The organism is Streptomyces sp. CA-288835 (genome assembly GCF_050936385.1).
Taxonomy (GTDB): Bacteria; Actinomycetota; Actinomycetes; order Streptomycetales; family Streptomycetaceae; genus Streptomyces.
The window spans coordinates 3,012,101-3,034,462 of the sequence record NZ_JBNJMW010000001.1 but is presented as its reverse complement, the minus strand read 5'-3'; the positions used below and the strand labels follow the sequence as shown (position 1 = coordinate 3,034,462).

Genomic DNA, 22,362 nt, shown 5'->3' with positions numbered 1-22,362 from the left:
ACAGCCGCCCCCGCTCCGAGACTTCGGAGCGGGGGCGGTGTCGTATCGGTCTATCGGCCGTATCGGCCGTATCGGCCGTATCGATCGGCCCGGTCAGCGGTCGCAGGTCGTGCGGCCCGGGGACCAGCGGCAGGCGAGGGCCGCGAAGCCGCCGTCCGCCACGACCGGGACGGTGACCGTGTCGCCGCCACGGACGACGCGCGGCTCCCGGACCAGGCCCGACGGCCCGTCGGTCACGGTCTCCACGAGCCACTTGCCCGCGCCCAGCCGCATCGGCACGTCCACGTTCTGGGCCGCGCCCGCGAACGTGCCGCCGATGAACCAGCGGCCGTCCGGCGCTTTCCGCGCGAGCACCGCGGAACGGGCCGGGTCGCCGGTGAGCAGGCGCGTGTCCTCCCAGCCGGTAGGAAGCTGCTCCAGATAGCGGCGGGCCTCGGGACGGGCCTCGTACGACTCCGGGGTGCCGGCGAGGTTCTGGATGCCGGACTCGTAGAGCACGCTCAGCCCCAACTCACCCGCGTCCGAATTGACGTTGGGGCGGTACGGGCGGTGGAAGGCGCCCGGGGTGAAGTCCATGGAGCCGATGACGTTGCGGGTGAAGGGCAGCGCGGCCAGCTGTGCCGCCGTGTTGTTGCGCTTCTCCTCGCCGCCGACGCCCTCCAGCGTCATGACGTGCGGCCAGGTGCGCTGCATGCCCTTGGGGATCGTGGAGCCATGGAAGTTGACCATGAGGTGGTGCTTGGCGGTGTCCTCCAGGGCTTCGTCGTACCAGCGCATCCGCTCCTGCGACTCCGAGTCCATGAAGTCGATCTTCACGCCCTTGACGCCCCACTTCTCCAGCGTGGACAGCCACTTCTCGCGCTCGGCGGGATCGGTGAGCAGGGTGTAGTGGAGCCAGACCTGGATCTCTACGCCGCGTTCCTTGCCGTAGCGCACGAGCTCCGGCATCCAGTTGTTCGTCTGCCAGTCGGGATCGATGACATCCCACTCGCCGGGCTTGTAGTACCAGCCCGCGTCGACGACTTCGTACGGCCAGCCGCGCTCGGCCGCGTAGTCGACGTACTTCTTCTGAGCCTCCAGGCTCTGCCCCGCCTCCTTGCCGCCCGCGAGCCAGGTCCACAGCGCCGGGCCCGGCTTGATCCAAGAGGTGTCGCGGATACGGGACTTGGGGGCCAGGTCGTCCGTGAACGTCGACTCTGTGACGGTCGCCAGGTCGCCGGTGACGACTGCGCGCCAGGGCGTGGTGAGCGGGCCGTCCGTCTGGACCGGCTCGTTGTTCCACAGACTCACGCCGTACGTCGGCGAGTTGGCGGCGTGGCTGAGCTGGGCGCCCGCGTAGTCGCCGGTCAGATCGGACTCGGCGAGCAGGGCGTAGCCGCCGTCCGTCTTGAAGAGGCCCTGCATGGAGTACGTGCCTTCGGGTGCGGCGGCTGCCGACTCGTAGCGGACGAAGGGGAGTTCGTTGTCCGCACGGTAGCGGTTGATGACGGCTTCGGCGTTGGCGGGGAAGGTGAAGGCGGAGGCCTCGCGGACGACGTCGCCGTGCTCGCCCGGCAGAACGTAGCGGTAGGCGACGCCGTCCCGGGCGACCCGCGTCAGCAGGTCGATGCGGGCACCGTCGGCCGTACGGAACCGGAAGCGGGACTCGGTCATCCGGGCAACGCGCTGGTGAGACTTGCCGGTCGGGATGGTGTAGCGCTCGTTGACCGTGCGGTCGCTACGGCCGGCGAAGGCCAAGCCCTTGGAGAAGTCGGCCTGTTCGGTGACAAGGCCGAGCGGAGACGGTTCGAGGACCGTACGGCCGGCGCGTCTCACGCTGAGCGTCGGCCGCCCTTCGTCGAGAGCCACCACGGCGGTGGGGGAACCGTGCGGGCCGCGCACCTCCCAGGACGCGGCGGCCGCGGAGTCTTCGGGCACCTCGGCACGAGCGGGAAGCGCCGCCGTGGCGGTGGCGAGCAGTGCGGAGCAGAGCGTCAACACGATGGTGCGGGCCCGGGGTTGGACCGCCATGTAGAACCCCTCCTGTCACAGACATCGGATGACTGTGAGCGTGAAGGGGCTCAGGAGGGGTGTCAAGGAGTCTGACAGCATCAGACATCGGATTGCTGATGGGGGATTCAGTACAGAGGGAAGGGAACCCGCTCCCTCAACGGGTTGACGCGTGAACCCCCGGCAAGTCGTCGAAGGCCGCTTTACCGTCCGTTGTGAGCAAGGTCCGCGCGGTGGTGGCAGCGGTGGCGGCGATGATCAGGTCGTGCGCCCCGCGTGGCTTGCCCTCCTTGCGTACGTGAGCGAGCAGACGCGCGTGCACTCGTGCTACGTCGGCCGTGTAGTCCTCGACCGGAACCAGCGCGCGGATGCCGTCGACGAACTCCTGTCGCCCGGCCCGTCGGATGTCGTCCGCAAGCTCGACGCCGAGCTGCAGCTCGGCCAGGGTGATGGCCGCGATGGTGATGTCGTCGTCCGCGGCAAGGAGCTCGGCGAGGCCGCTGCCCCCTCGCTCCGCGCGGATGATCACGCCGGTGTCCAGGATCAGGCGTCGGGCCATGCCGCACCCAGTTCATCTGTCGTGACCTCGCGCGCGGACAGCACATCCTCGGCGTAGTCCTCGTCCACGGGGTGCGCGGCGAGGAACTCCCTCAGCGCCGCGCCGTTACCAGCGGGTGCGGGTGCCAGTATGGCCAGCCTGCGGCCCCCTCTCGTGATCACGATGGTCTCGCCGTGCTCGGCACGGTCGAGTACCGAAGCGAAGTTCCGGGAGACGTCGGTTGCCGTCATCGTCTTCATGGAATCAGAGTATCTGATTCCTGCTGGCAGAGGGGTCTGATCCAATCTACCGTCTCAGATAGTAGGAAGCCCAAGTAATTGTGGAGACAGACGCTCCGTCCTCGCTTAGCTTTGTAGGAGCCGAACGTCTCGCTCGATCAAGCGAATGGCGGTCGTGAGCCGGAGCCCTAGGCAGGCAACCCCTGCGGCACCGCTCCCCGCCCCACCCGGCGTCTCGTAACCCCTTCCGCACTCCGTGCCGCCATGAAGGAGTCGATTTCCATGGCCGAGACGACCGCCCGCCGAGTCCGTCGCATCTCCCGTACGAGCGAGTCCGACCGTAAGAACGCCGCCGCCGCACTTCAGCGCGCCCTCGACCGCCGGGACAACGGCGGCGCGACGGGCCACTGAGCCCTCGGGTCTTCGACGGGCCACTGAGCCATCGAGCCGTCGACGGGCCACTGAGCCCTCAGCTTCCGGGAGCCGCAACCCGTAAGTGGTGCGGCGCGGGCCTCAACTGCCGCGCCGCACCTCGAAGTAGTCGACGCGCCCGCCGTTCTGCGCGAGCGCCGACACCTTGAGCTTGGCGGCCGAGCCGGTCTCCGCCTCGATCGCGAGGAACGAGAAGCCGGTGTAGCGAACCCGGGACCACTCCACGGTCTCCGGGTCCTCCGACTTCCCCTTGGTCCAGTGGAAGCTGTCGACCGACTCCCGGTCGTTCACCTTGCCCTCGTAGCTGTCCTTCACCCCGTCCGGGAAGCCGTACAGCTTCTTGCCGGCGCCGCCCGCGGTGACATACACGGTCCCGTCGCGCGTCGGATCGGTCGAGGCGCCCACGGGCACACGCTTGCCGACCTTGCCGTCCTTGATCGCGTCGGTCCGTTCGTAGACGTGGTTGTGCCCGTTGATGACCAGGTCCACCTGGTGCTTGCTGAACAGCGGCAGCCAGGCGTCGCGCAGGCCGCCGTCCGAGGCGTGCGTCGCCGTCGAGTACATGCAGTGGTGGAAGAACACCACAATGAAATCAACGGACTTGCGCAGCTCCCCGAGCCGCTTGTCCAGCCATTCGCTCTGCTTCCCGTCCGAGTAGCCGAGGTTGGCGGGAATCTCGTACGAGACGTCGTTCGCGTCCAGCGCCACGATGCCGACATTGCCGTACGTGAACGAATAGACGCCCGGCGATTTCCTCGGATCGAAGCCGTTGTCGGGGAGTGACCAGCGGGCCGCCTGGCCGCCGTAGCCGTCGGGGGAGTACCAGGCCTCCATGTCGTGGTTGCCGGTCGTCACCATCCAGGGCACGGACTTCGCGACCGACTCGGTCTGCGCGAGGAACTGGTCCCAGACGCGGGCGTCGTACGTGTCGGAGTCCTTGCCGTGGCCCGTCGTGTCCGCGTAGCAGATGTCGCCGGCATGGAGGTGGAAGGACGGGTTCTGGCCGAGGATCACCTGGTCACTCGCGAGCGCGTCGTAGCTGACGCCCTGGTCGCCGAAGGCCGTGAACACGAACTGCTCGGGGCGCGCGGGCGCCGTACGGAACGAGCCGATCGTCGACAGGCGTTCGGCCGACGTCGGGTCGAAGCCCTCGTGGCCGACGCCGTAGTAGTACGTCGTGCCGGGCTTGAGGCCGTCGAGGGCGGCGTGCAGGTAGTACTGCTCGACCGCGGGGAGCTTCTTCGACAGGGAGGGGGTGCGCAGGTCCCGGACCTCGGCGTCGATCCTGCGGCTCAGGTCCCAGGGCTTCGAACCCACCCGTACATAGGGCTTCTTGACGGCGAAGGGCACCTGCCAGGAGATCCGCATCTGCGTCTTCGGGTCGGCGCCGAAGGCGAGATGGCGGCCGAAGGGGGCGACCGCGGAGCCGGGGACGCGACCGGTGGCGGGATGCGTCACCGGTGCGGACGTCGTCCGCGCGGGGCTCGCCGAGTCGTCGCCCGTACAGCCGGACAGCAGCCCCGCGCCCGCGAAGGCGCCCGCGGTCACCAGGGCTCGCCGCGACAGTCTCGCCCGCAGGTACTCGTGCTGCTCGGCCATGCTCATACGGCTGGCCAACTGCTCGGGGATGCCGACGTTCGGGACGGGGTGCTCGGGCGGTGACGCGCCGGGTGGAACAGTCATGGTGGGAAAACTGCCCAGCGACTCCCAACACAGGCCTGACTTCTGGTTGAACGGAGATTGACGGGCCGATGCGGCGTCACCCGTCGGGTCGTCAGCCGTCGGCTCGTGGAAGGGCCGCAGACGGGCCGCCGACGGGTCGTAGGTGGGCCGTACGTGAGTCGTACATACGTGTCCGTATCGCGGACGTCCCGTGTCATCCCGTGGGATGGAGGAGTAGGGTGCCGACATGTCTCGCAGCCTCAATCTCGCAGTGATCCCCGGTGACGGCATCGGCCAAGAGGTCGTGGTCCAGGGGCTGAAGGTGCTCTCCGCCGTCCTTCCGCAGGATGTGAAGCTGGAGACCAAGGAGTACGACTTCGGCGCCAAGCGTTACCACGCCACCGGTGAGACCCTCACCGACGCCGACCTCGACGCACTGAAGAAGCACGACGCGATCCTGCTCGGCGCGATCGGCGACCCGAGCGTTCCGTCCGGTGTCCTGGAGCGCGGCTTCCTGCTGAAGCTCCGCTTTGCCTTCGACCACCACGTCAACCTGCGTCCGTCGAAGCTGCTGCCGGGTGTCGCGACCCCGCTCGCGGGCCAGCCCGAGATCGACTTCGTCGTGGTTCGCGAGGGTACCGAGGGCCCGTACACCGGGAACGGCGGCACCATCAGGAAGGGCACCCCGCACGAGGTCGCCACCGAGGTCTCCGTCAACACGGCCTTCGGTGTCGAGCGCGTCGTCCGCGACGCCTTCGCCCGTGCGCAGGCCCGCCCGCGCAAGAAGCTCGCGCTGATCCACAAGAACAACGTGCTGACCTTCGCGGGTCACCTGTGGACCAACATCTTCAACAAGGTGGCCGAGGAGTTCCCCGAGGTCACCACCGAGTACATGCACGTGGACGCGGCGACGATCTACCTCGTCACGCAGCCCGAGCGCTTCGACGTGATCGTCACCGACAACCTCTTCGGCGACATCATCACCGACCTCGCCGCGGCCGTCTCCGGCGGCATCGGCGTCGCCGCGAGCGGGAACATCAACCCCTCCGGCGAGTTCCCGTCGATGTTCGAGCCGGTGCACGGCTCGGCGCCCGACATCGCGGGCCAGGGCAAGGCCGACCCCTCCGCCACCGTCCTGTCCGTCGCCCTCCTGCTGCGTCACCTCGGCTACGAGACCGAGGCCGCCCGCATCGAGGACGCCGTCTCCGCCGACCTCGCGGAGCGCGGCACCACGACCCGTACGACCGACGAAATCGGCGACGCGCTCGCCGCCCGAGTATCCGGCTGACCCGCCGGAACTCCTCGAGCCGCCGGGTCGCATCCGCACCCGGCGGCTTTTCCTATGCCCCGCCGGGTGCCACCATCATCCCCTGGGCCGCATTCACACCCATATCCTCCACGGCTCCGCTCACGCGATAATCGAACGCAGAGCCGCGGATTGAGGGAAAGCTCGGACGTCCTAACACTGGCCATCGGCCAGTGGGGCGTGAGCGCGGCCCGCACTAGACAACCGGTGAAGGACAACCACTCATGACGACGCCCACGATCGAGCTCAAGCCCTCCGCGCACCCGCTCTCCGACGCGGAGCGGGAGGCGATCCTCGCCAACCCCGGGTTCGGCCGCCACTTCACCGACCACATGGTGACGGTCAAGTGGACCGAGGGCCGCGGCTGGCACGACGGGCAGCTCGTGCCGTACGGGCCGCTCTCCCTCGACCCCGCGACCAACGTCCTGCACTACGCGCAGGAGATCTTCGAGGGGCTGAAGGCCTACCGGCAGCCGGACGGCTCCGTCGCCACCTTCCGCCCCGAGAAGAACGCCGAGCGTTTCCAGCGGTCCGCCCGCCGTCTCGCCATGCCCGAGCTGCCCGTCGAGACGTTCATCGAGGCCTGTGACCTGCTCGTCCAGCAGGACAAGGCATGGGTGCCGGCGCACGGCGGCGAGGAGTCGCTCTACCTGCGCCCCTTCATGATCGCGACCGAGGTCGGTCTGGGCGTGAAGCCCGCGAACGAGTACCTGTTCATGGTCATCGCCTCCCCGGCCGGCGCGTACTTCCCGGGCGGCGTGAAGCCCGTCTCGATCTGGGCCTCCGACGACCGCGTGCGCGCCGTCCCCGGCGGCATGGGCGACGCCAAGACCGGCGGCAACTACGCCGCGTCCCTGCTCGCCCAGGCCGAGGCCGCCGCGAAGGGCTGCGACCAGGTCTGCTACCTCGACGCCGTCGAGCACAAGTGGGTCGAGGAACTGGGCGGCATGAACCTGTACTTCGTGTACGGGAACAAGATCGTCACCCCGACGCTCACGGGCTCCATCCTGGAGGGCGTCACCCGCGACTCGCTGCTCTCGGTCGCCGCCGACCTCGGCTTCGAGTCCGAGGAGGCCCGCGTCTCCATCGACCAGTGGCGGGAGGACACCGCGAACGGCAGCCTCACCGAGGTCTTCGCCTGCGGTACCGCCGCCGTCATCACGCCCGTCGGCACGGTCAAGAGCCACGCGGGCGAGTGGCAGCAGAGCGGCGGACAGCCCGGCGAGGTCACCGTCAAGCTGCGCGAGGCGCTGCTCGACATCCAGCGCGGGGTGAGCGAGGACAAGCACGGCTGGATGCACAACCTCGGCTGAGCCTTGCGGTGAAGCCCAGTTGGTCCCCGCTCTCCTCAACTGGAGGGCGGGGACCGGCCGTTCACCCTCCCGGAACACCGATCACCTGACGCGCACGGACGCCTGACACACCGTCCAGGTTGTACGCAAACCGTCTGATTGACCCCGTACCGCTGATGCGTTTGTATCCCTGTGGGCCCCGGCACTGGGCCGGGGGAAACAGTGACCAACGGGGAAAACCGGGGGAGTTCATGAGCAGAGCCATGCATGCCGTGTCCATTGCGGCGATCGCACTGAGCACCATCGCGGTAAGCGCCACCACGGCGTCGGCCGCGCCGCGTCCGGACATCGAGCGGGTCACCGTGTCGGCCACCGGCGAGCAGGGGGCGGGCAGCTCGTCGGGGCCGTATCTGAGTGCCAACGGCCGCTACGCCGCCTTCGGATCCGATGCGCGGAACCTGGTGCCGGGCGACACGAACAACGCCGAGGACGCCTTCGTGCGCGACCTGCGCACGGGTCGGCTGGAACGCGTCAGCGTCGCGACGGACGGCACCCAGGCCGACCGGGGGACCAAGCCGGCGGCCATCAGCGCCAACGGCCGGTACGTGGTTCTCGTCTCGACGGCCACGAACCTCGCCGACTGGACCGAGCCGTCGGTCGACTGGGCGCAGGACGTGTACGTCCACGACCGCGCCACGGGCCGTACGGAACTGGTCAGCAAGACACCGAAAGGCATGTCTTCCTACGCAAACGGATCCGCGGCGATCTCCGACGACGGACGCCACGTGGCCTTCAACGCCCGGCCCAGCCAGATGGAGACCGGCGACCAGCCCATCTATCCCGCTGTCTATGTCACCGACCGCCGCACCGGCACGATCGAGCGGATCACCAACCGCGCTCACCCGGGCCGGGGCTCGTACCACCTCGACATGAGCGCCGACGGCCGCTACGTGGCGTACACGCAGAACGACGTGCGCGGCGGAACGGGCCTGCTGATGGTGCACGATCGCCGCACGGGCGCCGAGGAGCAGGCCAATGTCACCCCGGACGGGTCCCCGGCCGAGAGGTTCGCCGTCGACCCGTCGCTCTCGGCGGACGGCCGGACCCTCGCCTTCGACTACACGGGCGACGACTTGGTGGCCGGAGGCGCCGCGAATACGAACGCCTACGTACGCGACCTGCGGACGGACGCGACCCGGGGTGTCGTCCATGACGGCGAGGGCGGCGCGGGGCTCTTCGGGTCCCAGCTCAGCGACGACGGCCGGTACGTCGCCTACACGTTCGTGGCACCGCAGGGAGAGGAGAACGTGTACGTACGGGATCTGCGCACCGGGACGTCCCGGCTCGCCAGCGAGTCCGTCACGGGCGGCCCGGTCACGGAGGGCGAGGTCTACGTCACGTCGTTCGGTGGCGGTAGCCGGCTTCTCGGCCTCGGGAGCGACTCCGCCCAGCTGGTGCCGGACGACACGAACGACAGCTCCGACGGGTTCGTCCGCCGCCTGCGCTGAGTGACATGACGTTCGCATACTGAGACACCCGGTGAGCACGGGGGCGGTCTGTGCCAGACTGCCTCCGTGCTCTCGTTCGCCACGATTATTGGCAGCAGGCGCGCCGGTCCGCAGTGACCGCCCCGTACGACCACGTACGGGCCGGACACCGTCGTCCTCGACCCGCGCGCAGACCTCTCGCACCCGCGAGGGGTTTTTCTGTTTCCCGGCCCAACCGCAGCCGGGACCGGAGCGTGAGGGACCATGAGGGCGGTGGAGCCGGTCATTCCGGTAGACCGCATCCCACACAGGAGCCAGTAGAGATGACAGACGCAACCGACGAGAACTACGGCCCTTCCCACGTCGACGACGACTTCCACGTCTTCGACACGACGCTGCGCGACGGTGCGCAGCGCGAGGGCATCAACCTCACCGTCGCGGACAAGCTGGCCATCGCACGGCACCTGGACGACTTCGGCGTGGGCTTCATCGAGGGCGGCTGGCCGGGCGCCAACCCGCGCGACACCGAGTTCTTCGCCCGCGCCCGGCAGGAGATCAACTTCAAGCACGCCCAGCTCGTCGCGTTCGGCGCCACCCGCCGCGCGGGCGGCAAGGCGGCCGAGGACGCCCAGGTCAACGCGCTCCTCGAGTCCGGCGCTCCCGTTATCTGCCTGGTCGCCAAGTCCCATGACCGGCATGTCGAGCTGGCCCTGCGTACGACGCTCGACGAGAACCTGGAGATGGTCCGCGACACGGTGGCGTACCTCCGCTCCCAGGGCCGCCGGGTCTTCGTCGACTGCGAGCACTTCTTCGACGGCTACCGCGCGAACCCCGCGTACGCGAAGGCGGTCGTACGGGCGGCGTCGGAAGCGGGTGCCGACGTGGTCGTGCTCTGCGACACCAACGGCGGCATGCTGCCGGCCCAGGTCCAGGCCGTGGTCGCCACGGTCCTGGCCGACACGGGCGCCCGGCTCGGCATCCACGCCCAGGACGACACAGGGTGCGCGGTCGCCAACACCCTGGCCGCGGTGGACGCGGGCGCGACACACGTCCAGTGCACGGCGAACGGGTACGGGGAGCGGGTCGGCAACTCCAACCTGTTCCCGGTGGTGGCCGCGCTGGAGCTGAAGTACGGCAAGAAGGTCCTCCCGGAGGGCGCGCTGTCCGAGATGACGCGCATCTCGCACGCCATCGCCGAGGTCGTCAACCTCACGCCGTCCACGCATGAGCCGTACGTAGGGGTCTCGGCCTTCGCGCACAAGGCGGGACTGCACGCCTCCGCGATCAAGGTCGACCCGGACCTGTACCAGCACATCGACCCCGAGCAGGTCGGCAACACCATGCGGATGCTGGTCTCCGACATGGCGGGCCGGGCGTCGATCGAGCTGAAGGGGAAAGAGCTGGGCGTCGACCTCGGTGACGACCGTGAGCTGGTCGGCCGGGTCGTGGAGCGGGTCAAGGAGCGCGAACTCCAGGGCTACACGTACGAGGCCGCCGACGCCTCCTTCGAGCTGCTGCTCCGGGCGGAGGTGGAGGGCAAGGTCCGTAAGTACTTCGAGGTGGAGTCCTGGCGGGCGATCGTCGAGGACCGCCCCGACGGCAGCCACGCCAACGAGGCCACGGTCAAGCTCTTCGCCAAGGGCGAGCGCATCGTCGCCACGGCGGAGGGGAACGGTCCGGTGAACGCGCTGGACAAGACCCTGCGCGTGGCCCTGGAGAAGATCTACCCCCAGCTGGCCAAGCTGGACCTGGTCGACTACAAGGTCCGCATCCTGGAGGGCAAGCACGGCACCTCCTCCACGACGCGGGTCCTCATCTCCACGTCGGACGGCGCGGGGGAGTGGTCGACGGTGGGCGTGGCGGACAACGTGATCGCCGCGTCGTGGCAGGCCCTCGAGGACGCGTACACGTACGGGCTGCTGCGGGCGGGGGTCGAGCCCGCGCAGTGACGCGTGCGGAGGCGAACGGGCTTGCGCGGAGGCGGAACCGGCTCGTGCGGTGAGCGTGCGTGGGAGGAGCCTGCGTGGGAGCGGTTCCGCATGACCTCTTGACGGGTTTCTGGGACGCCACTTGACTCTCGTTCTGCTGCCCAAATGACTGAGCCAGTACGAGAGTTGACCACCGGCGTACCGAAGCCCGGCCGAAGGGAAAGTCATGCGCAGAGCCGCCCTGCTCGTCTCCGCCTCGCTCTTGGCGGGCCTGCTGCCGTTAGCCTCGTCGGCCGCTGCCGACGAGGCACCGCAGCGGGTCAGCAAAGACGCCCCCTATCTCAACGCCAAGTTGCCGATCAAGAAGCGCGTCGCGGACCTTCTCCCCCGGATGACCCTGGAGGAGAAGGTCGGCCAGATGACCCAGGCCGAGCGGGGCGCCGTCACCGACCCGAGCGACATCGCCACGTACGGCCTCGGCTCGATCCTCTCGGGCGGCGGCTCCACGCCCACGCCGAACACCCCCGAGGCCTGGGCCGAGATGATCAACTCCTTCCAGCGCTCCGCCATGTCCACCAGACTGGGGATCCCGCTGATCTACGGCGTCGACGCCGTACACGGCCACAACAACCTCGCCGGCGCCACGATCATGCCGCACAACATCGGCCTCGGCTCGTCGCGCGAACCCCAACTCGCGTACAAGGCGGCCGTGGTGACCGCCGCCGAGACCCGCGCCACCGGCATCCCCTGGGACTTCGCGCCCTGCCTGTGTGTGACCCGCGACGACCGCTGGGGCAGGGCGTACGAGTCCTTCGGCGAGGACCCGGGCCTGGTCGAGTCCATGGCGACGGTCATCCAGGGCCTCCAAGGAGCGCCCAGCGGCAAGGACCTGAAGCGGAACGACAAGGTCCTCGCCAGCGCCAAGCACTTCGTCGGCGACGGCGGCACGGAGTACGGCTCGTCCACGACCGGCACGTACACCATCGACCAGGGCGTCACCAAGGTCACCAGGAAGGAACTGGAGGCCGTCCACCTGTCCCCGTACCAGGACGCCGTGGACCGCGGTGTCGGCACGGTCATGCCGTCGTTCTCCTCGCTCGACATCGTCGGCGACGGCAAGGGCGCGGTGAAGATGCACGCCCGCGCGGACATGATCAACGGCGTCCTCAAGGACCGTATGGGCTTCGACGGCTTCGTGATCAGCGACTGGGAGGCGATCAACCAGCTTCCCGGGGACTACGCGAGCGACGTCCGTACGTCCATCAACGCGGGCCTCGACATGATCATGGTCCCGAACGCCTACAAGGACTTCCATCGCGCACTGCTGGACGAGGCGAAGGCGGGCCGCGTCAGCGAGAAGCGGATCGACGACGCCGTCTCGCGCATCCTGACGCAGAAGTTCAAGCTCGGGCTCTTCGAGAATCCGTACGCCGACACCAGCGGGGCATCGAAGATCGGCTCGCCCGGGCACCGGGCCGTGGCGCGTGAGGCGGCGGCCAAGTCGCAGGTGCTGCTGAAGAACGCGGGCGGCGTGCTGCCGCTGAAGAAGTCGCAGAAGGTGTACGTCGCCGGGTCCAACGCCGACGACATCGGCAACCAGTCCGGCGGCTGGACCATCAGCTGGCAGGGCTCCTCCGGGGACATCACGGAGGGGACGACCATCCTGGAGGGGATGCGGAAGGCCGCCCCGGGCTCCACGATCACATACTCCAAGGAGGCCACCGCTCCTACCTCCGGCCATGACGTGGGCGTGGTCGTCGTCGGGGAGACTCCGTACGCCGAGGGCATGGGCGATGTCGGCAACGGCCACGACATGGTGCTGAGCGCCGCCGACCAGGCCGCCGTGGACAAGGTGTGCGGCGCCATGAAGTGCGCGGTACTGATCGTTTCCGGCCGTACGCAGCTCATCGGCGAACGGCTCGGCGACATCGACGCCCTGGTCGCGTCCTGGCTGCCGGGCACGGAGGGCGACGGCGTCGCCGACGTGCTCTACGGGAAGCGGGACTTCACCGGGCAGCTGCCCGTCACCTGGCCGAAGTCGGAGGCACAGCTGCCGATCAACGTCGGGGACGCGGCGTACGACCCGCAGTTCCCGTACGGATGGGGCCTGACGACGCTGACGAAGGCGCCCGGCGGCGGTGCCGCGACCCTGAAGGGCCTCGCGGTCGCGGCGGCCGTGGCCGAGCGGATCGGGTCCGAGGAGGCGGGCCGCAAGATCGTCACCAAGGCGCGGCTGCTCGTGCAGCAGAAGATCGGCTCCGGGATCAACCAGGCGGTGGCGAAGCCGTTCGCCGAGGCCGACCGGCTGCTGCTGGCCGGGCGGTACGGGCAGGCAGTGGCGAAGCTGACGGCGGCGTACCGGGCGGCGTGACGGCGAGACGGCGGCGTACCGGGTGACGTGACGGCGCGGCGGCGTGACACAGGGGGACGGTGCATGCGCCCGGCGTGCACCGTCCACCCCACTTTGCGCCGCACAGGAGTAACTTCGAAGGTATGAAGGCCGCACTCAACCGTGGACTGACCGTACTGGTGATCGCGTTCGCGGCCTTGGCGGTGCTCTCCGTCGGGGCCCCACGCGCCGATGCCGCCACGGACGTCTCGACGGTCGCGGAGGCTCTGAAGGAGAGCCCCGTGTACGTCGACCCGTCCATGTCCGGGCAGCTGTCGAAGGGCGACGCCGCCGCCTTGGCCGACACCATCGAGGACGCCGACAAGCCGGTCTTCGTCGCGGTGCTGCCAGCCGACTTCCCGAAGGAGAACCTCTTCCAGAACCTGCGCACGGCGACCGGTGTCACGGGCCTGTACGCGATCCGGCTCGGTGACGAGTTCGACGCGAAGGCCGACGCGGCTGTCCTGCCGCCGAACGGCGTGGAGAACCTCGTCACCAGCGTCCAGGGCGAGAACAGCACCGAGACCCAGCTCGACGACTTCACGGACCGCGCCCTCGCCAACGTCGGCGGCTCCGCCCCCAGCAGCTGGACCGACGGCGACAGTGCCGACCCGACCGGCGTGCTGATCGGAACGGGCGTCGTGCTCGCGGCCGGTGGCGCGGGCGCCTACACGCTCGTACGCCGCAGCCGCCGCAAGAAGGAAGAGGAGCGGCAGGCCGCGCTCGAGAAGCTGCGCGTGGTCGTCGACGAGGACATCACCGCCTTCGGCGAGGAGCTCGACCGGCTGGACTTCCACCCCGCAGAGAAGGGCGCGGACGACGCGATGCGCGCCGACTACGAGCGTGCCCTCGACGCGTACGAAGAGGCGAAGTCGTTCATGGCCTCGGCGCAGCGTCCCGAGGAGGTGCGCGCGGTCACGCAGGCCCTGGAGGACGGCCGCTTCTCGCTGGCCGTGCTCGCCGCACGCCGCGAGGGCCGTCCGCCGCCCCCGCGCCGCGCGCCCTGCTTCTTCGACCCACGCCACGGCCCGTCGGTCGCCGACGCGACGTGGACACCCGATGGCGGCACACCCCGCGACGTCCCGGTCTGCGCCGCCGACCGCACCCGCCTGGCCGAGGGCTTCGAGCCCGCCGTCCGCGAGGTCGACACCGCCACCGGCCGCCGCCCCTACTGGGAGGCGGGCCCCGCCTACGGCCCCTGGGCCGGCGGCTACTTCGGCGGCGGCATCCTCCCCGGCCTCCTCATCGGCACATTGCTCGGCTCGATGATGGCCAGCCCGTCCTACGCGGCCACCTACGGCTCCGGCTACGGCGACTTCGGAGGCGGCGGCTACGAGGGCGGCGACGTCTCCGGCGCGGACTTCTCCTCCGGTGACTTCGGAGGCGGGTTCGGCGACGGCGGCTTCGGCGGGGGTGACTTCGGGGGCGGCTTCTGAGGCGTCCCGAATGGGGTTACGGGTAACGGGAAACGGGTCCGGCGCGGAGAGCGCCGGACCCGCGTGCGTCCGTACGAGGCGATCGTCGGCCGTACGAGGCTTAGGCCGGCCTGTTCGGTCGTACGAGGCGAATGTCGGCCGTACGAGCATTACGCCGGGCGTTCGCTCGTACGAGCCCGACTTACGTCAGAGAGAAGCCGCCGCCGAAGCGATCGCCGAGGCGAACGCGGAGACCTCCGTGTAGACGCCCGGAGCGTTCGGCTGGGCGCAGCCGTCGCCCCAGCTGACTATGCCGACCTGGATCCAGTCACCGGCGTTGTCCTTGCGGAACATCGGCCCGCCGGAGTCGCCCTGGCAGGTGTCGACGCCGCCCTGCTCGAAGCCGGCGCAGATCTCTTCGCCCGGCACGAGGTCGTTGTAGAGACCGCCGTAGCCCTCACACGTGGCGTCGTCGATGAACGGCACGGTCGCCTTGAGCATGTACCGCTGCTGGCCCCCGCCCTGGGTTGCCGCACCCCAGCCGGCGACGGTGAAGTCACCGGTGTTGTACTGGCTGTTGGTGGCGAGCTTCAGCGTCGGCAGGTTGATGGGCTGGGCGAGCTTGATGAGCGCCCAGTCCTTGCCGGTGCCGTTGTAGCCGGGGGCCTGGAGGACCTTGGTGGAGCGGACCTGGACCCGGCCGCTCGTGCTCTGCAGGTCCACGACGCCGGCGGTGGCCGTGATGCTGGTGTTGTTGCCGGAGCCGTTCACGCAGTGCGCGGCGGTGAGCACGATCTGCTGGGTGTAGAGCGCACCGCCACAGCCCATGGACAGCCGCACCATGAACGGGAACTCACCCTGCGCGGCGCGGGTTCCGCCCACGACGGGCGGGGTGGCGGCGGTGGCGCTGACGGGCTGAAGGCTGACGATCGCGAGGGCGGCGGCGCCGAGAACGGCACATCTCTTGAACGCCTTGAGCAGCTTCTTCAACGTGATGCCTTCCGTGGGGGGTTGGGCACTGATGTTGAGAGTTGATGTTGGGGGTCGAATGACATCCGTGGATGTCAGGCACATGCCAAAGAAGTAACAGAGGATCGCGCCCTCAACGGCATGAGCTGGTGATTTCTGTTGGAGGATTATGAGAACGCGGTGCACGCCACCACAAGGCACGAATTCCGGCCACGCGTGTCCGATTCCCGGGCGGGGGCGCCCCGTTCGATCGCACGCCCCCTCCGCCCGCTCAATCGCTCTGCCCCCTCCGCCCCCTCAACTGACGCAGGGTCCACCGCTCACGAAGGCGGCCCAGGACGCGTGGTGAGCGTGGCGAGTTCGCCCAGGACTCGGGCCGCCGGCGCCGGGTCGACCAGCCACTTCAGGTGGCTTCCCTCGAGAGTGCGGACGTCGTACGGGTTGTCCGGCGTCAGCTCGTTGCCCTCGCGGATCAGCCGGTCCTGCAGGGCGAGCGGCATGCTCGCGTCGTCGGCCAGGCGGACGAAGGTCTTCGGGATGCGCCCCCAGGTCGCGGCCTGCGCCCGGTCGGTGGAGGCGCCGACGTCCAGGTTCTCGTCAGGCTGGAAGGTGCTCAGGAAGGTCAGGAACTCCTCGTCGGTGCCGTCGGCGAGGAAGGCCGCCTTGAGCGCCGCGAGGGCGTCCGGGTCCGCAGTGCGGAAGTTGACGCGGAGCAGGCCGAGTTCGGCGGGGTTCCCGGCCATCGCCAGGGCCAGGGAAGCGGCGTCGAACGTGGCCATCTCCGGCTCGGCGTAGTAGTCGCCGACGTCGAGAGCGACCGGGCACCAGGCCGCGACATAGACGATGCGGTCGATCAGGTCCGGCCGCGCGTTGGCCGCGGCCGTGGCCGTGACGCCGCCACGGCTGTGGGCGACAAGGATCACGGGGCCGTTCCGCTTGGCCCGTTCCAGGATCCCGATCAGGTGCGCGGCGTTGTCGGCGAGCGTGACACCCTTGATCGAACCGGGCGCGGTGGCGAACCCGTCCAGATCCTGCGGCGCCTGATAGGCGCGGGTGAAGGTCGCCCCGAAGCCGTGACCGGGCAGGTCGACAGCGACCGAACGGTGTCCCAGGAGGCCGAGTTCGGCCTGGAGCGGCGCCCAGGAGAAGGAGTTCGCGAAGGCTCCGTGGACCAGTACGAACGTAGGTTGCATCTGTCTACTCACTCTTCACTCTCTGGTCGCTGCGCCCTGTGTGGCGCACCGTCCCGCCGCAGCGACGTCTTGGTACTGGCAAACGCTTCTGAGGGTCCGGGGGTGGTTCAGCCGACATCCGGCAGAGCCAGCCACTCCTTCCACGTCAGATCCCGCCCGATGAACCGCGGCCGCTCAAAGGGCCATGCCTCCTCGATCCACCGAGGCACGAACGCGTCGAGCTCCCGCTCCAGTTCACTCCCGACGACGTCGTCCACCACCCACCACGAGACCTCGGCATCAGCGCCCGCCTTCTCCGGCGGATCGATGTAGACACACCCGTACTCGGTGGTGCCCGCCGCGTCGAACAACACGTAATTGAACGACTCATGAGCCTCGATCTCAGCCGCATGCCGCTCAAGATCCGCCTTGTTCGCCTCATACGTGATGGTCGCCGCAGGCCACCCCCAGGCCTCCCCAAAGATGCTCCACAACCGCTCCCGCGACCCCATGACGGCGGGATAGTCGATCGGAGCATCGGCTCCACTGATCGGCCGGAGATACTGCCCACCGGGCAGTTCAACACGTACGGGATGGACGAAGTCCGAGGGCAGCCAGGTCATGGCGGAAGGCTACGGGCGAAGGGCAGGTCCCGCACCGGGTTAATATCCGGACGGCGAACCCCCTCTGCCGGAGGGCGAGTTGCGAAAAGCGTGACACTCTCCCGAAAAGTGTCACGCTTTCCGCGGAGAGAGCCCCTGGACCGTCGGGACATTCTCGTACGCGAGGACGGAGCGGGCAGCGGCGGACGCTTCGACGACGCCGGTCACACGGGCGGCAACACCGGAGTCGCAACGCCCCGATTCCGGCGGCCGGCCACAACCCCTCCACGCCCGCGAGGCGTTCTACCGCCGCGACCGCCGATCGATCCGCCTGGCCCGCGAGTTCATCCGCGACGGCCTCTCCGACTGGGCGGCGGCCGAGCGCAGCGACGACGTACTGCACTGGGTGAGCGAACTCGCCATTCGCGGTACGCAAGAACGACGTCCCCGCGCCCAACGGCCGCCCCACATCCGGACCTTGACGAAAAGCACGTGCCCCGGCGCGGACAGGGCACGCAGACTGGACCGGTGATCGACATCACCGAGGAACTCGTGTGCACCTTGGTCTCGGACCAGTTTCCCGAGTGGAGCGACCTTCCCGTCGAGCCCGTGGCACGCCAGGGCTGGGACAACCGGACCTTTCGGCTCGGCGAGCAGCTGGCCGTACGCCTGCCGAGTGCGGAGGGGTACGTGGCTGCCGTCGAGAAGGAGGACCGCTGGCTGCCTGTCCTGGCCGGGCACCTGCCGCTGCCCGTGCCGGAACCGGTCGCCGTAGGCCGCCCGGCGGCGGCCTACCCGTTTCCGTGGTCGGTACGACGCTGGCTGCCGGGAGAGACGGTCGAGGCGGCAACGGACATCGACCGAACCCGGCTGGCCCGCGACCTCGGTGGCTTCCTGACCGCTCTGCGCCAGGCCCCTGCCCGGCAGGGCCCGGCCGCCGGGGTTCACTCCTACTTCCGTGGCTGCCACCCCAGCGCCTACGGAGATCAGGTCGAGTCCGCCCTCGAAAAGCTCAAGGAAGTCGTCGACGTAGCCGCATGCGAGGCGGTCTGGGCGAGCGCGCTGACCTCGGCCTGGCCCCTCCCACCGACGTGGTTCCACGGTGACATCGCCGTCGGCAACCTGCTCGCCACCGACGGCGCCCTGTCCGCCGTCATCGACTTCGGCACGTCCGGCGTAGGCGACCCCGCCTGCGACCTCGTCATGGCCTGGACGTACTTCGAGGGCGATGAGCGCAAGGCCTTCCGCGAGGCCGCCGGCCTCCCCGACGACACCTGGCGCCGAGCCCGCGGCTGGGCCCTGTGGAAGGCACTGGTGACCATGGCCGGCCTGTCCAGCCCCGACCCCGAGGGCTTCCAGAGCCAGGTGCTCATCCGGGTACTCGAGGACCCGGTCGTCGACTGACGCACGCCTAGCTACTTGCTAGTGCTGCAACCGGCACAGCCCACTCCCACAACACGGACCGCGAGGAGCTCTGCATGGACCATCACGACGTCGACGCCGCCGTGGCAGAGATGCTGCGGGTGCTTGGCCCCCACACCGCCGAGGACTGGACGGTGCCGGCGGGGCCGCTCGAATGGACCTGCTGGCAAACAGCAGCCCACATCGGCCACGACCTGCTGGCCTACGCAGGGCAGCTGGCAGCACAGCCCGCCGACGCCTACCTGCCCATCGACCTGAACGTACGCCCCACTGCCTCGCCGGCCGAAGTACTCCAGGCCGTCACCGCCTGCGGCGGACTGCTCAGCAGCGCCCTGGCCACAGCCGACCCGACCCTGAGGGCCTGGCACTGGGGCCCGTGCGACCCCGAAGGGTTCGCGGCGATGGGCGTCGCCGAAACCCTGCTGCATACCTACGACATCACGCAGGGACTGTCCGTGCCCTGGCTGCCACCAGCACCGCTGAGCGCAGCAGTACTCAACCGGCTCGTCCCCACCGCCCCGCCCGGAGACCCCACCCAGGTACTCCTCTGGTACACCGGCCGCGGAGAACTCGACGGCCTCCCTCGCCAAACCTCATGGAGGTGGGAAGCAGCACGACCGGACTGATCGAGCTGACCCCGCACGAGGAAGGGTGACGGACTCTGCTGCGCGCAGACGAGTCACGAGATCGACGTGGTCGTACGCGGCGCCGTGGGCCAGGACAACGGAGTCCTGCTCTCCCTCGGCGAGGCCAAGTGGGACCAGGTCATGGGCGTCGGACACCTCGACCGCCTGCGTCACGTCGAGTCGCTGCTCGCGGGGCGCGGGACCGACACGTCAGCAGTGAGGCTCACCTGTTACAGCGGCGCGGGATTCACGGATGACCTACGGGCCGCCGAGGCCAAGGGTGAAGTGGTCCTGGTGGATCTTGAGCGCTTGTACGGAGGGGAGTAGCAGCCTCAATAGGACGGGAGCCTCCTATAGGACGGAAGCTGTCCTACTCGCGCTCTACCCTGCACCCATGGACACTCGCCACGGCACCCTCGACGGCCTGGAGATCAAGGTTTTCGACGACGCCGAACAGCTCGACGCCTGGCTCGGTGCTCACGCTGAGGTTGCGCGCGGCATCTGGCTGAAGGTCGCCAAGAAGGGCTCCGGTCGGACCACCGTCACCGTGGCGGAGGCTCTCGATGTGGCGCTCTGCCATGGGTGGATCGATGGGCAGCGGCGGCGCCATGACGAGACGCACTTTCTGCAGAAGTACACCCCGCGCCGGCCGCGCAGCGAGTGGTCCATGGTGAACGTGCGCAAGGTCGAGGCCCTCACGGCGGCCGGGCGTATGCGGCCCCGGGGGCTCGCGGAGGTGGCGGCGGCCAAGGCGGACGGGCGCTGGGCGGCTGCGTACGAGTCGCAGCGCAACGCCACGGTTCCGGACGACCTGACCGCCGCGCTGGAAAGCGATCCCCGCGCGAAGGAGGCCTTCGAGCGGCTCGGCAGGACCGGGCAGTATCAGGTCATGCTGGGGCTGTTGAAGGCCAGGACTCCGGAGGTCAGGGCCGCTCGGCTGGAGAAGGCGATCGCTGAGCTGGGATCAGCCGGGCGCCAGGGTGGCCCGGGTCCAGGGCGGCCGGGGCCGGGGCCGGGCAGCCCCTAAGGCCGATCAGCACCCGTCCAGCGCCGAAAGGCCCCGGTCAAGCGCGCCGTCCAGCCTTCCTCCTGCTCGCCCTGCCCGTCGGCCTTCGCGTCCGGCGCCTCCTTCGCGTACTTGATGAGCTGGGAGAAGTCGATCGCTCCGGGGTCCCCGTGGTCGTTCTCGGGGACGTGCATGTGCCCGCACACGCCCTTGAAGTCGTTCCACTCTGCGCCGCTCATCCGCTGCCCGCCTTCGTTCCCGTACGACTTCGGGTAGGCGGGCCACTCCTTCGGGCCGGACAGGGGTACGTCGTGTTCGGCGTGCATCCAGGCCAGGAAGCGGGCGACGCCTTGCAGGGCCCAGTCGGGGGCCTTCGGCCAGTAGATGTGTGACTGGCCCGCCTCCTCCCACTTGGCGTGGGTGCTCGGGTCGCAGGTGCCGACGAGTTCGAGCTGGCAGACGTTGAGGGCGTTCGTCTCCACACCGCCCGACTCGTTGACCAGGGCGCGGGACGAGGTCTCGATGTCGAAGTGCTGGTACCAGCGCAGCTTCTTGGCCGACAGGTCCGGCACCGCCGTGAGGTTCGGGGCCGAGGCTCCGCCGCCGTAGTCCGGCAGGGTGCGGCCCTCCGTGGTGTGCAGGACTACGGCGTTGACCTCCATCGCATCGCCGCCGTACTCGTCCTGGTACCAGTGCTTCCGGCTGGCGTAGGGGTAGCGCTGCGGTCCCGTCTTCGTGCTCAACTGCTTCTCCTGGAACTGGACTTCCCTGGACTCCCCATGCCGGGTCGCCAGGAAATTTCATCGTGCGTCAACAGCCGTACCGGGTACGGCTGTTGCACGTTACGCACACAAAAAAGTCGCAGGAGTTCCGCCCGGAAGGCCGGCCCAGAGCGGCGGGCCGTGACGGGACGTGAGCAGAGACAGACCCCCAGGGATCAGCCGGCGTTCTTGATCGCCGAGATGTCGAAGTTCAGCTTGACCTTGTCCGAGATGAGCACGCCACCCGTCTCCAGCGCCGCGTTCCACGTGAGGCCCCACTCCGAGCGCAGGATCTCCGCCTTGCCCTCGAAGCCGACGCGCTCGTTGCCGAAGGGGTCCTTCGCGGAGCCGTTGAACTCCAGGTCGATGGAGAGCTCCTTGGTGGTGCCGAGGATCGAGAGGTCGCCGGTGATGCGGTAGTCGTCGCCGCCGAGGGACTCCGCCTTGGTGGAGCGGAACGTCATCGTCGGGAACTCGTCCGTCTTGAAGAAGTCGGCGCTCTTGAGGTGGCCGTCACGGTCGGCGTTGCCGGTGGCGATGCTGTCCATCTTGACGTCGATGGTCGCGGTCGACTGGGACGGGTCGGTGCCGTCCAGGTGCAGGCTGCCGGAGAAGTCGGTGAAGCTGCCCTTGACGTTGGTGACCATGGCGTGCCGGGCGACGAAGCCGATGGTGGTGTGGGACGGGTCGATGGTGTAGTCGCCGGTGAGGGCGGACAGGTCGGCGGCGGGGGTGGCCGTGGTGGTGTCGCCGGCGTCCTTGTTGCTGAAGAGACCCATGACTGGCTCCTTGGGGGACGAGCCTCGGCGCTGCACCGAGGCTGGTTTAATCTTCAACGAGGTTCGCAAGGGATGTATTCCGGGTCTCAGGAAGTCTCAGGAAGTATTTCGAGCCCCACGCGGACAGGCCCCACGCGGACAGGCCCCGCGCGGACAGGCCCCGCGCGGACAGGCCCCGCGCGGACAGGCCCCGCGCGGACAGGCCCCGCGCGGACAGGCCCCGCGCGGACATGAGAGTCGCGGGGTCGCTCATACGGGGCACATTGAACCGTCGGCGGCCTCGGGCGCCGGACCGGCCGGTTCCGGTCCCCGCCAGGTCATCTCCCGTACCACTTCCGCTCGTTGACC

Annotated in this window: 19 protein-coding genes and 1 pseudogene; 11 read left to right on the top strand and 9 right to left on the bottom strand. The window is 69.2% G+C overall.

Going from position 1 to position 22,362, the window contains the following annotated elements; genetic code table 11:
• Window positions 1-93 precede the first annotated feature (93 nt).
• The 3 genes from ACQEVY_RS13605 to ACQEVY_RS13595 form a co-directional block, all read right to left on the bottom strand.
• Window positions 94-2,010, bottom strand: coding sequence for a glycoside hydrolase family 97 catalytic domain-containing protein (locus ACQEVY_RS13605; protein ID WP_432948155.1), 1,917 nt, complete (start codon window positions 2,008-2,010; stop codon window positions 94-96).
• Between the two features lie 136 nt (window positions 2,011-2,146).
• Window positions 2,147-2,548 (bottom strand): PIN domain-containing protein, encoded by a 402-nt coding sequence (locus ACQEVY_RS13600; RefSeq protein WP_432948153.1) that lies wholly within the window; start codon window positions 2,546-2,548, stop codon window positions 2,147-2,149.
• Window positions 2,533-2,787, bottom strand: a complete 255-nt coding sequence (locus ACQEVY_RS13595; RefSeq protein ID WP_432948151.1) for a type II toxin-antitoxin system Phd/YefM family antitoxin — start codon at window positions 2,785-2,787, stop codon at window positions 2,533-2,535. Before ACQEVY_RS13595 ends, ACQEVY_RS13600 begins: the two co-directional genes overlap by 16 nt.
• A 261-nt stretch (window positions 2,788-3,048) precedes the next feature.
• On the opposite strand from ACQEVY_RS13595, the gene ACQEVY_RS13590 reads away from it, so the two are divergent.
• Window positions 3,049-3,177, top strand: a complete 129-nt coding sequence (locus ACQEVY_RS13590; RefSeq protein ID WP_432948149.1) for a hypothetical protein — start codon at window positions 3,049-3,051, stop codon at window positions 3,175-3,177.
• 102 nt (window positions 3,178-3,279) lie between these two features.
• On the opposite strand, the gene ACQEVY_RS13585 is transcribed toward ACQEVY_RS13590, so the two are convergent.
• Window positions 3,280-4,881: a fibronectin type III domain-containing protein gene (locus ACQEVY_RS13585; RefSeq protein ID WP_432948147.1), complete on the bottom strand. Its 1,602-nt coding sequence runs from the start codon at window positions 4,879-4,881 to the stop codon at window positions 3,280-3,282.
• Window positions 4,882-5,107: 226 nt separating this feature from the next.
• Between ACQEVY_RS13585 and ACQEVY_RS13580 the strand changes: the two genes are divergently transcribed.
• The 6 genes and pseudogenes from ACQEVY_RS13580 to ACQEVY_RS13555 all read left to right on the top strand — a co-directional run bounded on the left by ACQEVY_RS13580 (window position 5,108) and on the right by ACQEVY_RS13555 (window position 14,698).
• Window positions 5,108-6,148, top strand: coding sequence for a 3-isopropylmalate dehydrogenase (locus tag ACQEVY_RS13580; RefSeq protein ID WP_328768432.1), 1,041 nt, complete (start codon window positions 5,108-5,110; stop codon window positions 6,146-6,148).
• Between the two features lie 242 nt (window positions 6,149-6,390).
• Complete coding sequence (locus ACQEVY_RS13575) at window positions 6,391-7,479, top strand: branched-chain amino acid aminotransferase (RefSeq protein ID WP_432948145.1); 1,089 nt, start codon at window positions 6,391-6,393, stop codon at window positions 7,477-7,479.
• Window positions 7,480-7,709: 230 nt separating this feature from the next.
• Window positions 7,710-8,966 carry a TolB family protein gene (locus ACQEVY_RS13570; RefSeq protein WP_432948143.1) on the top strand — a complete coding sequence of 419 codons (1,257 nt, stop codon included), beginning with the start codon at window positions 7,710-7,712 and terminating at the stop codon, window positions 8,964-8,966.
• Window positions 8,967-9,268: 302 nt separating this feature from the next.
• The gene (cimA, locus tag ACQEVY_RS13565; protein ID WP_432948141.1) at window positions 9,269-10,894 is read left to right on the top strand and encodes a citramalate synthase; all 1,626 of its coding nucleotides are present in this window, start codon (window positions 9,269-9,271) and stop codon (window positions 10,892-10,894) included.
• Between the two features lie 283 nt (window positions 10,895-11,177).
• Window positions 11,178-13,244 (top strand): annotated as a pseudogene (locus ACQEVY_RS13560) (glycoside hydrolase family 3 protein); the annotation flags it as partial.
• Window positions 13,245-13,366: 122 nt separating this feature from the next.
• The gene (locus tag ACQEVY_RS13555; RefSeq protein ID WP_432948139.1) at window positions 13,367-14,698 is read left to right on the top strand and encodes a hypothetical protein; all 1,332 of its coding nucleotides are present in this window, start codon (window positions 13,367-13,369) and stop codon (window positions 14,696-14,698) included.
• Between the two features lie 186 nt (window positions 14,699-14,884).
• Here the strand turns inward: ACQEVY_RS13555 and ACQEVY_RS13550 are convergent, their stop codons facing one another.
• The 3 genes from ACQEVY_RS13550 to ACQEVY_RS13540 form a co-directional block, all read right to left on the bottom strand.
• Window positions 14,885-15,667 (bottom strand): S1 family peptidase, encoded by a 783-nt coding sequence (locus ACQEVY_RS13550; protein ID WP_432948137.1) that lies wholly within the window; start codon window positions 15,665-15,667, stop codon window positions 14,885-14,887.
• Between the two features lie 299 nt (window positions 15,668-15,966).
• A complete protein-coding gene (locus ACQEVY_RS13545; RefSeq protein WP_432948135.1) occupies window positions 15,967-16,839 on the bottom strand; it encodes an alpha/beta hydrolase in 873 nt (290 codons plus the stop codon).
• Window positions 16,840-16,946: 107 nt separating this feature from the next.
• Window positions 16,947-17,441, bottom strand: coding sequence for an N-acetyltransferase (locus ACQEVY_RS13540; RefSeq protein ID WP_432948133.1), 495 nt, complete (start codon window positions 17,439-17,441; stop codon window positions 16,947-16,949).
• A 507-nt stretch (window positions 17,442-17,948) separates the two neighbouring features.
• Between ACQEVY_RS13540 and ACQEVY_RS13535 the strand changes: the two genes are divergently transcribed.
• The 4 genes from ACQEVY_RS13535 (at window position 17,949) to ACQEVY_RS13520 (ending at window position 20,495) form a co-directional block, all read left to right on the top strand.
• Window positions 17,949-18,824, top strand: a complete 876-nt coding sequence (locus ACQEVY_RS13535) for an aminoglycoside phosphotransferase family protein (RefSeq protein ID WP_432948131.1) — start codon at window positions 17,949-17,951, stop codon at window positions 18,822-18,824.
• A gap of 74 nt (window positions 18,825-18,898) precedes the next feature.
• Window positions 18,899-19,468, top strand: coding sequence for a maleylpyruvate isomerase N-terminal domain-containing protein (locus tag ACQEVY_RS13530; RefSeq protein ID WP_432948129.1), 570 nt, complete (start codon window positions 18,899-18,901; stop codon window positions 19,466-19,468).
• Window positions 19,469-19,534: 66 nt separating this feature from the next.
• A complete protein-coding gene (locus ACQEVY_RS13525) occupies window positions 19,535-19,795 on the top strand; it encodes a hypothetical protein (protein WP_432948127.1) in 261 nt (86 codons plus the stop codon).
• A 67-nt stretch (window positions 19,796-19,862) separates the two neighbouring features.
• Complete coding sequence (locus ACQEVY_RS13520) at window positions 19,863-20,495, top strand: YdeI/OmpD-associated family protein (protein WP_432948125.1); 633 nt, start codon at window positions 19,863-19,865, stop codon at window positions 20,493-20,495.
• On the opposite strand, the gene ACQEVY_RS13515 is transcribed toward ACQEVY_RS13520, so the two are convergent.
• Window positions 20,492-21,217 carry a hypothetical protein gene (locus ACQEVY_RS13515; RefSeq protein WP_432948123.1) on the bottom strand — a complete coding sequence of 242 codons (726 nt, stop codon included), beginning with the start codon at window positions 21,215-21,217 and terminating at the stop codon, window positions 20,492-20,494. The genes ACQEVY_RS13520 and ACQEVY_RS13515 overlap by 4 nt on opposite strands.
• A gap of 194 nt (window positions 21,218-21,411) precedes the next feature.
• Window positions 21,412-22,014: a YceI family protein gene (locus ACQEVY_RS13510; RefSeq protein ID WP_432948121.1), complete on the bottom strand. Its 603-nt coding sequence runs from the start codon at window positions 22,012-22,014 to the stop codon at window positions 21,412-21,414.
• Between the last annotated feature and the right edge of the window lie 348 nt (window positions 22,015-22,362).

Bases quoted from the DNA above. Each gene is read 5' to 3' on its own strand.
- ACQEVY_RS13590 (WP_432948149.1), top strand. From the start codon at position 3,049: ATGGCCGAGACGACCGCCCGCCGAGTCCGTCGCATCTCCCGTACGAGC.
- ACQEVY_RS13580 (WP_328768432.1), top strand. From the start codon at position 5,108: ATGTCTCGCAGCCTCAATCTCGCAGTGATCCCCGGTGACGGCATCGGC.
- ACQEVY_RS13585 (WP_432948147.1), bottom strand. From the start codon at position 4,881: ATGACTGTTCCACCCGGCGCGTCACCGCCCGAGCACCCCGTCCCGAAC.
- ACQEVY_RS13555 (WP_432948139.1), top strand. From the start codon at position 13,367: ATGAAGGCCGCACTCAACCGTGGACTGACCGTACTGGTGATCGCGTTC.
- ACQEVY_RS13605 (WP_432948155.1), bottom strand. From the start codon at position 2,010: ATGGCGGTCCAACCCCGGGCCCGCACCATCGTGTTGACGCTCTGCTCC.
- ACQEVY_RS13570 (WP_432948143.1), top strand. From the start codon at position 7,710: ATGAGCAGAGCCATGCATGCCGTGTCCATTGCGGCGATCGCACTGAGC.
- ACQEVY_RS13520 (WP_432948125.1), top strand. From the start codon at position 19,863: ATGGACACTCGCCACGGCACCCTCGACGGCCTGGAGATCAAGGTTTTC.
- ACQEVY_RS13510 (WP_432948121.1), bottom strand. From the start codon at position 22,014: ATGGGTCTCTTCAGCAACAAGGACGCCGGCGACACCACCACGGCCACC.
- ACQEVY_RS13545 (WP_432948135.1), bottom strand. From the start codon at position 16,839: ATGCAACCTACGTTCGTACTGGTCCACGGAGCCTTCGCGAACTCCTTC.
- cimA (WP_432948141.1), top strand. From the start codon at position 9,269: ATGACAGACGCAACCGACGAGAACTACGGCCCTTCCCACGTCGACGAC.
- ACQEVY_RS13600 (WP_432948153.1), bottom strand. From the start codon at position 2,548: ATGGCCCGACGCCTGATCCTGGACACCGGCGTGATCATCCGCGCGGAG.
- ACQEVY_RS13575 (WP_432948145.1), top strand. From the start codon at position 6,391: ATGACGACGCCCACGATCGAGCTCAAGCCCTCCGCGCACCCGCTCTCC.
- ACQEVY_RS13540 (WP_432948133.1), bottom strand. From the start codon at position 17,441: ATGACCTGGCTGCCCTCGGACTTCGTCCATCCCGTACGTGTTGAACTG.
- ACQEVY_RS13595 (WP_432948151.1), bottom strand. From the start codon at position 2,787: ATGAAGACGATGACGGCAACCGACGTCTCCCGGAACTTCGCTTCGGTA.
- ACQEVY_RS13530 (WP_432948129.1), top strand. From the start codon at position 18,899: ATGGACCATCACGACGTCGACGCCGCCGTGGCAGAGATGCTGCGGGTG.